The sequence below is a fragment of the Segatella oulorum F0390 genome, from assembly GCF_000224615.1.
Lineage (GTDB): Bacteria > Bacteroidota > Bacteroidia > Bacteroidales > Bacteroidaceae > Prevotella > Prevotella oulorum.
Genome location: NZ_JH114216.1, coordinates 6,191 through 17,286, shown reverse-complemented (window position 1 = coordinate 17,286; position 11,096 = coordinate 6,191). Strand labels below are relative to the sequence as shown.

Sequence of the window (11,096 nt, the reverse complement as noted above, 5' to 3'; positions counted from 1 at the left end):
CCGACCAGGCTGTGACACGCGCCGCAGCATCCGTGAAGCCGACGACCGTTGACTTGGGCGACGGCTTGGAGGCCGAAGTATCGGTTACTCCCGATGCGCCCACCGGCAAAACGCGCGCCGTTGATCCCATCAGCGATGGCAAGTATACCATCCTCGCCTTCGACCCCACCACCCACGACTTGCAAGGCAAACTGGAGGGCAGCGTGACGGGCGGCGTGTTCACCCCCGATGCCGGTCAGAAACTGTTGCTCGACCCCGGCACCTATGACTTTACCTGTTTCAGCGAGCCTGTGGTATATGATGAGCCGAACAACCGATTGGTGGTTGACAACTGGCTCACCAAGAGCCCGACGATTGGCCATGTGCAGGCAACGATAACGGGCGACGATTACGAAGTGGTGTTTAACATGGAGCACAAATCTGCCCGCGTGCGCCTTAATATCACGTCGGATATTCTATCAGAGAACACGCCCATTGATGCTTATCTGGAGGGAGGGGTTTTCGGTCCTTATTATTGGATGCACGATTGGTATACGGCTTATTCAGGCGTTCTAAACAATGCGGGCAATGGTGATATTGGCACGTCTGGATCATTGAACTTTAAGACTGTTGCGCCTGTTACGACGCAAGCAGGCACCACCTACACATCAGACTACGTCTATATGTTGCCAGGGCTGAGTAGTCATGATGACTTATCAAACCATGCCATCCACTTCAATGCCGGCACCATTGGCGGTGCGTCCTTAGTCGGCAAGACGGTCGGTGTGGGAACTTACCCCCCAGGTTTCCAATGGGCTATCAACCAAAGCATCACCATCAATGTCAACGTCAAAGGGCAGCTCTATCTGTTTGAAGACGGAAAGGCACGTGTATACGCCGGACGAGGAACGCATACGCCCATCGGGCTCGTTATTCAGCAGAAGTGGGAGCCAACGAACCAAAAAGGAACGGCCTGCGCGTTAGAAGATGCAAGTCTTAGTGCTTTTTGGGAAGACCCTGCAAAAACCGGACTTGCAGCCGAGACCCAACGCAATCAAACGGTTTATGCAGACCTTTATTCTGGGCAGAATGATTTGAATGGCTATAATTGGACATGGGATGCCAACAGCACAACCGACCATGTGGTGCGTGCCAATGAGCAAGAAAAATATCCGGCGTTTTATGCCGCCGGGCACTATCGTCCATCATTCACTACTGTGACAGGTGCTAACGTAGGGAAATGGTATCTACCAGCTATCGGAGAAGTATTGCAGCTTTTTAAAAAGTTTACCCCGGTCAATCTTTCTTCATCCATGGGATGGAGTGGAATAGTGTCAGCTATAGATAAAAGCAAATATAGAAAATTAAAGAATGCTTTCACCAATGTCGGGAGTACAATATTTCTGAATAGCTTCTTTTGGACCAGCACAACAGCTGACGCGAATGGCTACTATAAGTATGGTCCTGTCGCATATAATTTGATGACTTCGGTATATGAACCAGGAACGTATGTTATTATGAAAAATATATACAATATCCATGTTATACCTTTCGTTCATTTCTAAATGATGAGTGGTGTTGTAGAAATGCAGCCGAAGGGGTCGTCAAGCGTGGTAGTGGCCGTGCCTGTGTGCCGGCCAGCGCGCCCCACAAGGGCGCATCCATCGTTAGCGGTGCAGGCGAAGGTAGCAACAATATGTTTGCGCATGGCAGCACATCATTTTCGGGTGAAAACGCCGCTGCGCGGACGTTCGGGCGGGCACACAGGCACCGCCCCTACCATTCCAAACACGTGCAAGCAAGCTGCGAGCCCGAAACCAAAAGGTTTTTTGCTCGCAGAAATGCTGCAAGCACCAAACCGTTCGGGAATACATTTGCAGAAATGCTGCAAGCGTCAAATCGTTCGGGAATGCATTTGCAGAAATGCTGCAAGCGCCAAACCGTTCGGGAATGCATTTGCAGAAACGCTGCAAGCACCAAACCGTTCGGGAATGCATTTGCAGGAACGCTGCGAGCGTTCGAAAAAGTGGAATAACACTTTGGTACAGGTAATTTTTATATTAATCACATAAAAAATATTCAAATTATGGTAGACATTCAAGCTATCGATTTAGTGCGCATGAACAACGGCGCGCACTACGAGTTTATGAAGGTGGTGAACGACCGTTTCGCGGCGGAGACGGCGTTGAGCACAAATGCTGCGGCGAAAAAGGCTATCGAGGCGTTGGCGGCCGCGGTGAAAGAGGAGGATCGCTGTTTGGTGATTTCGCAAAAGAGTCTCATCACCGACGACATCAAGGCGGCCGACGACAAGCGCGACAACATTTTCCGTGGGTTGCGCAAATCGATTAAGGGATTGACGGACGCGCCCATGCCCGATGTGGCGCAGGCAGCAAAAGAGTTGCAACAATGTTTGGTGGATTATCGTATCGACCCCAAGATGCAGTTGGATCGCGAGACAGGCTTGCTGCACAATTTCATCGCCGACCTCGAAACAAAATATGCCGCGCAGGTGACGAAGCTCGGACTCACGCTGTTCGTTGCGCCGCTGAAGGAGGCCAATGCCAAGGTCGAAGCGTTCATCGTTGACCGCACCACGGCACAATCGGCCATTGCCGCCGGCGAACTCCGCCAGGCACGTTTGGCCACCGATGCCGCCTATCGCCACCTTGTGAAGTTCGTCAATGCCTTGGCCATGGTCTCTGGCACCACCGACTACGACGCCTTGGCCAAGTTCCTCAACGAGCACATCGACCGCTACAAACACGAGGTGCTGCCGAAAAAGAAGAAAGCGGATGATAAGAAGCCGGGCGATGGTAAGCCGGGCGATGGTAAACCGGGCGATGGGAAGAAACCCGGCGACGGCGGGAAGAAGCCCGATGGCAAAAAGCCGGGCGGTGATGCTGTAAAGCCGGGCGATGGTGGCGATGGCAAAGATAAACCGGGCGGGAAAGGTCAGGGCGATGCCACGGTGACACCCAAAGAATAACTTGTTTTAAAACAAATGACGTCATCCACGGTGACGCCCAAATCATAACATACACACACTTTTTTATTTTAAGAATGGGGGCGGGAGTGCGCGATGCATTCCCGCTCCCGATGTGTGTGGGAAGGATATAAAAAGCAATGTGGTGGAAAGAGTACAACCCCCAAGGGGGTAGCCTTCTCGCTTGCATTGTTACCCAGGGTAGGCTGCGTTGCACTTGCCAACCCTGCGCTATCGAAAGTATAACCCCGATGGGGTAATGGCACACCGCGTGGTTTGATGGAGATTGGTAGGGACGGATTGCACATGGACGGTTGATTTCGTTGGGGGGATTGTGTGCAAATGGTTATTTTGTTTGTGTGGGATTGTGTGGAAAAATATGATGGAGATGGGTAGGGGCGGTGCCTATGTGCCCGCCCGTGTCGCTCCACGGGGGCGCATCCATCGTTCAATTCCCCGCACACAATGCGTGTGTTCTTGGTATGGAAACGCCGCTACGCGGACGTTCGGGCGGGCACGCAGGCACCGCCCCTACGATTTCGTTTGGAGGATTGCGTGTGGGACGGTTGATGTCATTTTGGTGGATTGCATGTAAATGGTTATTTTGTTTGTATGGTATTGCGTGGAAAAATATGGTGGAGATTGGTAGGGGCGGTACCTGTGTGCCCGCCCGCGTCGCCCTGCAGGGGCGCATCCGTCGTTCATCCCCGCGCACAATGTGTGTATTCTTGGTATGGAAACGCCGCTACGCGAACGTTCGGGCGGGCACACAGGCACCGCCCCTACAGTTTCGTTTGGGTGGATTGCGCGCGGACAGTTGGTGACGTTTGGGTGGATTACGTGTGGGACGGTTAATGTCGTTTGGGGGATTGCGCGTGGGGGAGTGTTTGTTTGTTGGGAAAACGGTGCACATGAACCAACACCATCGGTGTTGTACTTTTGATAGCCCAGGGTTGCCGACGATAGGAGGCTACCCTGGGTAAAGTTGTTGAGGGGAACCTATGCCATCGGCATTGTACTTTTTAAAATCAATTTTCGTGTGGGGGAAATCATTCGCGAATAATCCATTCGCCGCGTGTGGTAATGATGTGCGATGAGAAAAAGTACAACCCCCAAGGGGGTAGCCTCCTTGCTTGCATTGTTACCCAGGGTAGGCTGCGTTGCACTTGCCAACCCTGCGCTATCGAAAGTATAACCCCGATGGGGTAATGACACACCGCGTGGTTTGGAGCTATCGAATGTGCAATACGGTGGGGTATGGGCACACCGTGCGGTTGGCGTGGGCTATCGAAAGTATAACCGCTACGCGGTAGGGGCACACCGTCACAGAGAAGTTTGATTTGTGATGGTGGCGCATCAAATGGGATGTGCTTTATTTGGTTATATCGCCATTCTTATTTATCTTTGCTGCGAAATTAAAGAGGAAAGGGTATGGAAACAATTAGTTTACAAGAGTTCAGCGCCAACCCGAAAAGCTATTTGGACAAGGTGGCAAAGGGTTTGGAGTTGTTGATTATGCGCAAGGGCGAGGCTTTTAAGCTGACGAAGGTTTCGGATGGTGCTGCATTGCCAGATGAAGAAGATTTTTATGCGCAGATAGACAAGGCGCTTGCGGATGTGGAAGCGGGTCGAACCTATAAGATGGATGCTGACGAGACGCTGACTGATTTTTTAAAACGCGTTGAAGGCACACAACATGTTTGAAATTGAATTCTCTGAAACAGCTTTGGTTGGGCTGGCTAAGTTGAGGAAATCCGAACCGGCGAGCTTTAAAAAGGTAGAAAAATTGTTGGAGGAGTTGCGCCAACATCCTATGACGGGCACGGGGCATCCTGAACCTTTGAAAGGGATGAGCGCTTCGGTTTGGTCGCGGCGGATTAGCAATAAGCATCGTTTGGTTTATGAGATTATTGATAGTTGTGTGAAAGTAATCATCTTAACCGCCTATGGACATTATGCAGACAAGTGATGCAAGTGGGTGTGCCCCTTGAGGAGGGCGAGAACGATTCTTTGCATCAATGATTTTGAAATAGCATTTGGGGCGGATGTGCGCAGTGCATGTCCGCCCCAAATGTGTTATTTTTTGAAGAACCGGTTGGCGCGTTGGATGGCCTCATTGAATTGGCGTGGGTTGATGTGGAAGTTGGGAATGGGGTTGAGGTGGCTGTCGGTGACATCCATGGTGCCATCGGGTTGCTTCGTGATGATGGTGTCGCCGCCGATGATGAAACCGTAGTTGAGGTCGGAACCCACCATGTGCCAGCGGCGTGGTTGGCGGTCGGTGAGCAAATGGCCCACGCTGTAGTCGCCGATGGGGTTGGTGACGCCGAGTGCATTGTGCATCAGTGTGGGGATGATGTCGTAGTGGGTGGTGCGGTAATGGAGCTTCTGCGGCTTTGTGTTGGGCGCTTTGTAGAGCAGCGGCACGCCAATCTGCCACGGCGAGAAATTGCCGTTGTGGCCCCAAAAGTTCTTTTTGTTTTCGTTGAACTCCTGTGCGTGGTCGCCTGAAACTACGATGATGGTATTGTCGTAGAGGCCTTCTTGTTTGAGTTGCGCAATGACTTCGCCAATCATCTGGTCAATCTGCCAGCAGCAATTACGATAGAGGTTGAAGAAGGGTGTGGGGTCGGTGTCGTTGCTGAGTCGTGTGTAGTCGGCGTAATCCCACGAAGGCGTGAACTTCTTGGGCAGCTTTTTGGGATATTCAAAGCTGTGGGCAAGGTCGTAGAACAGGAAGGCAAAGAACGGCGCTTGCCGCTTGAGTGTCGGCAACTCACGGATGAAGTCGGTGGTGATGCGGCGGTCACGGTCGTAGGTTGTGGCGCCAGGTGTGCTGATTTGCAGGTGGGGAACGCGTTGGAATATCGCGTTGGCAAAGGGCGGATCGACGAGCGTTGCGCTGCCATGGATGCGCAGTTGATAGCCTTCGGCCAGCAGTTCATCGATGAAAACCGGGCTGACATGGCTCGGCACAAAGCTCTCCCAATAGTGGCCGGGCACGCTGAAGAAGAGCCCGAAGATAGAGGTGCGCGTGCCATTGCTGCAGCTGAAATGATTGTCATACCATTGACTTTCGGTGGCCAAGCGGTAGACATGGGGCATCGTTTCGGGCGTCAGCGTGCGCTTGTTCCACGAGTCGATGAAGAGAAAAACAATGTTGGGGCGTTGGGCATTCTGAACTTTCAAGGGGTGAAGCGGATAGCAAAAGTCCGAGGAACTGCGCGCGTCGGCCGTGGGCGTTATGGGTTGTTTGAAGCCCATGCTTTCGAGGGCACGTGTTGCCGAGAGTGGAAAATAATAGGGAATGAGCGTTTTCGACTTGGTCACCGCAGGTTGTTGAAAGAACGAACCGTAGACATAAAGGGCATTGGCCACAAGCGTTGCCAACAGCAACAGGCCTGCTCCTGACCACAGCTGGCGCCGATTTACGCGTCGCACCAGCGTGGGAACGAGTCGCCAAAGCGCTACGGCCGCAGCCACGAAGAGCAGCAGAATGCCCCCTTCTTTGAGCAGCACGGCGCTGTCGAAATTGAAGATTTCACTGGCACCGCTACCAAAAAACATGTTGAGGATGATGCCGTTGATGTGGAACCGATAGAGCTGATAAACCTGTCGGTTGAGCATCAGCACCACCATGAGCAGCGCAACGAGGGCAACAAACCAGCTGGTGGCGAGACGAGGGTGGCGCAATCGTGCCAGCAAGGCATAGCCGAGGAGCGCCGGCAGCAGCAGGATGGCTGCGTGAGAGAGGCACGAAAGGGTGAAAAATGTCCAGCCCGTGACGTCCATCACATTGATGATGGTGGTGCCGAAGATATAACTAAAGAGCATCAGTGCCAGCACCAAGGTGGAAAGAAAGTAATAGAGGATGCCCTTGCGCTGATGTTGTAGGTGGTCGATTTGAACCATGGTGTGATGTTGTTTGTGTTGAGCGTTTTTGTAAAATGAGCGATATTGTGGCCGAAAACGTGCGCTATTGGGTGGCAATCTGTGCGTAAATGTGCGCTAATATGGTGGTGTTTAGTGAGGAGTTAAGCACTGCATTTGCAGCCATCGAAATCACCTTCTGCACCGATTTGCCTGGGGGCTAAGGCTTGTCGACGAGCACCGTGCAGAGTTCTCGTTGCAACACGCGCGCATCCAACACCGACATCTGATGGTCCATGATGGCAAAAGCCAGCAGATGGCCGTTGCTGCCCGTGGCGTAACCCGCCAAAGAACTGATGCCATAGGGGTGGGAGAGGGTGCCCGTTTTGCCATGAATTTTTCCCTTGAGCTTGTCACTTTGCAGCAAGCTGTGCAGCGTTCCGTCGACACCTGCGATGGAAAGGTTGCGCTGCAGCTGCCCGTAGATGGCAGGATGGGCGTAACCATAGCGTAGAATGATGACCAAGGCGTCGGGCGAAAGCTGGTTGTGCGTGCACAGACCGCAGCCATCATGAATGACGAGTGCGGAGTCTTTGAGCTGCAAATTCTTGCGCATGAAGTGGCGCAGATAGGCCAAGCCCGCCTCGGCTGGCGCCTGTTTGGGGTCGTAATAATGGCCGATGGTGTAGAGCAAGGAGGTGGCTTGGGTGTTGGAACTGTTCTTCCACATGCGCTGAATGACGCGATCAATGGAACGATAGAAGCGGAACAGGCAATGCGAACCGGCGGGTGTCTTGGCCACAACCATCTGCTCATCGCTCACCATGATGCCTGCATGACGAAGACTTTGCTGCAAGGCTTGTTTCACTTTCGCCTCGCCTTTATAGAGCAGTCCATAATGCGAAAACGACAAATCCCACGGATACCAATGGGCTTCGCTCGTGACAGGGTCGGTGAGTACGAGGTCGAAGATGAGCTTTCCTGCAATGTTTTGAATGCCTTTGCGGCGCAACGCCTGCACAAACATATCGAGGTCGTCGGGTTGCAGCATGGGATCTAAATCGGCTTTGAAACTCACATCGCCCTGCAACGTGTCGCCCACTTGCCGACCTTTGATGAAGATGGCTGTGCGATAGTTGTAGTGGGTACCTAAGAAATGAAGTCCCGCCACGCCCGTGAGCAGTTTCAAACACGAAGCCGAAGGTTGCGTGCGGTGCTCGTGATAGCCATAAACGGGCTTGTTGGCTGTGATGTCATACACCTGAAAACCAAACACACCGCGCAGCTTCATGTCTTCAGCAAAGGCCTCAAGGCGCGTTCTGAGCTGCTGATCTACGGCGATATCTTTAGGCACAGCGGCCGGTTTGTTTTGCTTGTCGTTGCTTTTTCCTCCTCCGCATGCGCCGCATGTCAGCGTTAAAGCCATGGCGCCGAGCAGGGCAGGGACGATTATTTTTAGTTTCATCATTTCTGTTTTGAGTTGTGTTGCAAAGGTAATGCTTTTTTTCAAAGCAGTGGATGCGTGGGCAATGAAAGCCGCTGGCGAGCGTTAAAGAATGAGAAATGCGGGACGGTGGGGTGGTAACGAAGAAAAAATGTGTTTGCCATGCGACGGCGAAACTTATTCCGCGGAAAAATGTTATCTTTGCAGCAGAATTGTAAACGTATGGATGACAAATTTGTTTTAAGGGATAGCGCGGAGGTCGTTAATCGCAAATTAGACCTCCTTTTGCGAACAGGTTGTTTGTTGATGGAGTGCTCAGCCGACACAACGCGCATCATGCGCACGTTGAAACGCACCATAGCTTATTTGGGTTTGCGCAGCGAACATCTGCATTTGTATGTCAACTACACCATTCTCATGGTGAATTATCACGACGACACCCATTCTTATACCAACTTCCGCCATTGCAAAAAGCATATCATCGACATGGCGGTTATCTCGGAGGTGAGCCGACTTTCGTGGCGCAGCATTGCCGAAGATATGACCTTAGACGAATATGAGGCGGTGCTGAGCGAATTGGGAATGAAGCGAAATCGCTACACACCTTGGCAGGTAGCCATCGGAAGTGGCTTTGCTTGTGGTGGTTTCTGCATTCAGTTTGGATGTGATTGGGTCTCGTTTTTCTATGCATCTATCGCCGCTATCTTGGGCTTTCGATTGAAAATGTATTTGGGAAAGCGCGGCATGAATGTGTATGCCGGCACGGGCATCTCGGCCTTTGTAGCCACCATGATCGCATGGCTTTTCTCGTTGTTGTCGGTAGGTTCGTTCGCCGCCTATACACCTCAGTTCCTCCATTCGGGCACACCTTGGCATCCGTTGTTGGCTTGTGCGCTCTTTATTGTGCCCGGTGTGCCGCTCATTAACTTTGTAAGCGACATGCTCGATGGGCATATTGAGACCGGCATCACACGTGCCACAAACACCTTGTTGATTGTGGGTTCGATGTCGTTTGGCATTGCTTTGGCCATTAAGATTTGCGGCATCAACAACTTTGTCACCGACCTTTCGATGATACCCCACCATTCTTATTGGGAGTTTGCCATCGCTGCTGCGATCTCAGCCATGGGCTTTTCGATGATTTACAGCACGCCCAAGCGCTTGCTTTTGCCCATTGCCTTAGGCGGAATTATTGCTGTCTGCACCCGAAACTTTGTCAATCTGGGCGATAGCAACGGCAACATTGGCCTTGACCAAGGCATCATCATTGGTTCGTTGGCAGGCTCGGTGCTCATTAGTTTGATTATCACCCGTGCACAACACTGGTATCACACGCCCCATCAATGTCTCTCTATTCCCAGCGTCATTCCCATGGTTCCGGGTGTGTTTATGTATCGGGCACTCTTCGCTTTCATCGAGATGGATGGCTCGGTCGACCAAGTGCTCTTCGGTTTGAATAATCTCATCAAGGCTTCTTTGGTGATTCTTTGTATCGCCTTAGGTGTGGCCTTGCCCCATATCTTCGTGCATCGGTTGATGGCCAACAAGCGTAAACAACGGCTCATCGACTCACTCAACGAGCGCAATCGGTTGCAATTAGAGAAGGAAGGCGCGTCCGTTTAAAGCCTTTGCAGCACAACTTGTAGGCTGTTTTGATGCAGCCCACTTTTGATTGTAAACTTCTTAATGGTGCTGTTGCACATGGCTTGTCGACTGTTTCGCAGAGGTAGTCTTGTAAGATTAAGCAAGAGCTTGCAAAACATGCGCGATATAAAGAGAATACGGGTAATGGAGTTTGCCTGTTTCATGGGGTTCATGAGTCGCGGTTATATCGGCAAACGGGGCACATAAAGGTTGCTTACATATTTGATTTTTGGAAAGAATATAGGTAAGGGGCATAGCAGTATTGACAAAAATATGAATAGGGCAATCTTAAAATAAGGGTAGTTTGCTGAGTAATATGGTGGAGATAATGTCGTAAAGTGGGCGAGATTGCAGGGTAAATAGCATCACTTTGGTAGGGTTTCTTTTTGTGATTATGGCGATAGGAGGGCGATTAGAGGAGAGGTTGGTTGACTGATAATGCGATGACTCCTTTATATATCATGATGACCCCTTTATATATAATAAGGTAAGGAGTAGGCTTAGATAGTCTCTTTAGCCCGATTGGGGTATAAGTTTAGTGTGGAAGTGCCACGCAATTTCTCTCTGTTTTGTTGTGTAAATCGAAAAAGATAATTTATTTTTGAATTTTCTTTGAAAAAGTTTTGGTGTTTGTTTAGATTTGTATTACCTTTGCACTCGCTTTTGAGGACGAAGGTTCTCAAGTAGCGTTTTCTGCGCCTGTTGAAACGGGCGTGAGGAATAAAGAGAGCGATCTTTGACAAGATTTTCATAGACAGAGAAGTAGTACAAGAAGCGAGTGCTTGTCTTGTTTTCGAGATGAGTGCTTGGGTAAAAAGAACGAACCGTCAGAAGATGGTATTCTTTGAGACGTACAGGTGAAGACTTCAATAAAGCGAAGGATGTTGTTCTGAATCAGATAGACTCATGCCTTTCTATTCCGGGCTTATTTTTAATGTTTCGGTTTAGTGGGCAGAAAATAGATATTTTACAATGGAGAGTTTGATCCTGGCTCAGGATGAACGCTAGCTACAGGCTTAACACATGCAAGTCGAGGGGAAACGATGAGAGAGCTTGCTCTCTCAGGCGTCGACCGGCGCACGGGTGAGTAACGCGTATCCAACCTGCCCATTACAGGGGAATAACCTTGCGAAAGTAAGACTAATACCCCATGGTATTCTCAGCAGACATCTA

The 11,096-nt window shown here is 50.9% G+C and carries 9 protein-coding genes; 6 read left to right on the top strand and 3 right to left on the bottom strand.

Annotated elements, in window-relative coordinates:
- On the top strand, nucleotides 1-1,544 hold a 1,544-nt coding region (locus HMPREF9431_RS06575; RefSeq protein ID WP_004380410.1), incomplete at its 5' end, for a hypothetical protein.
- Here the strand turns inward: HMPREF9431_RS06575 and HMPREF9431_RS12940 are convergent.
- Entirely contained in the window at nucleotides 1,541-1,687 is a 147-nt protein-coding gene (locus tag HMPREF9431_RS12940) for a hypothetical protein (protein ID WP_155812980.1), read from the bottom strand. The two genes, HMPREF9431_RS06575 and HMPREF9431_RS12940, sit on opposite strands and share 4 nt — an antisense overlap.
- 378 nt (nucleotides 1,688-2,065) lie before the next feature.
- Between HMPREF9431_RS12940 and HMPREF9431_RS06565 the strand changes: the two genes are divergently transcribed.
- The 4 genes from HMPREF9431_RS06565 (at nucleotide 2,066) to HMPREF9431_RS06555 (ending at nucleotide 4,934) form a co-directional block, all read left to right on the top strand.
- Nucleotides 2,066-2,968, top strand: coding sequence for a DUF6261 family protein (locus HMPREF9431_RS06565; protein WP_004380408.1), 903 nt, complete (start codon nucleotides 2,066-2,068; stop codon nucleotides 2,966-2,968).
- Nucleotides 2,969-3,447: 479 nt separating this feature from the next.
- On the top strand, nucleotides 3,448-3,789 hold the full coding sequence (locus HMPREF9431_RS13240) for a hypothetical protein (RefSeq protein ID WP_196794576.1): 342 nt from the start codon (nucleotides 3,448-3,450) through the stop codon (nucleotides 3,787-3,789).
- A gap of 607 nt (nucleotides 3,790-4,396) precedes the next feature.
- On the top strand, nucleotides 4,397-4,669 hold the full coding sequence (locus HMPREF9431_RS06560; protein WP_004380405.1) for a type II toxin-antitoxin system Phd/YefM family antitoxin: 273 nt from the start codon (nucleotides 4,397-4,399) through the stop codon (nucleotides 4,667-4,669).
- Entirely contained in the window at nucleotides 4,662-4,934 is a 273-nt protein-coding gene (locus HMPREF9431_RS06555; RefSeq protein WP_004380404.1) for a Txe/YoeB family addiction module toxin, read from the top strand. The genes HMPREF9431_RS06560 and HMPREF9431_RS06555 overlap by 8 nt, the downstream gene beginning before the upstream one ends.
- Nucleotides 4,935-5,041: 107 nt before the next feature.
- On the opposite strand, the gene HMPREF9431_RS06550 is transcribed toward HMPREF9431_RS06555, so the two are convergent.
- Together HMPREF9431_RS06550 and HMPREF9431_RS06545 are read right to left on the bottom strand one after the other, a co-directional pair.
- A complete protein-coding gene (locus HMPREF9431_RS06550; protein WP_004380403.1) occupies nucleotides 5,042-6,877 on the bottom strand; it encodes a sulfatase-like hydrolase/transferase in 1,836 nt (611 codons plus the stop codon).
- 178 nt (nucleotides 6,878-7,055) lie between these two features.
- Nucleotides 7,056-8,303 (bottom strand): D-alanyl-D-alanine carboxypeptidase/D-alanyl-D-alanine-endopeptidase, encoded by a 1,248-nt coding sequence (locus tag HMPREF9431_RS06545; RefSeq protein ID WP_004380402.1) that lies wholly within the window; start codon nucleotides 8,301-8,303, stop codon nucleotides 7,056-7,058.
- Between the two features lie 198 nt (nucleotides 8,304-8,501).
- Between HMPREF9431_RS06545 and HMPREF9431_RS06540 the strand changes: the two genes are divergently transcribed.
- Nucleotides 8,502-9,902 (top strand): threonine/serine exporter family protein, encoded by a 1,401-nt coding sequence (locus HMPREF9431_RS06540; protein WP_040561266.1) that lies wholly within the window; start codon nucleotides 8,502-8,504, stop codon nucleotides 9,900-9,902.
- The last annotated feature ends 1,194 nt before the right edge of the window (nucleotides 9,903-11,096 follow it).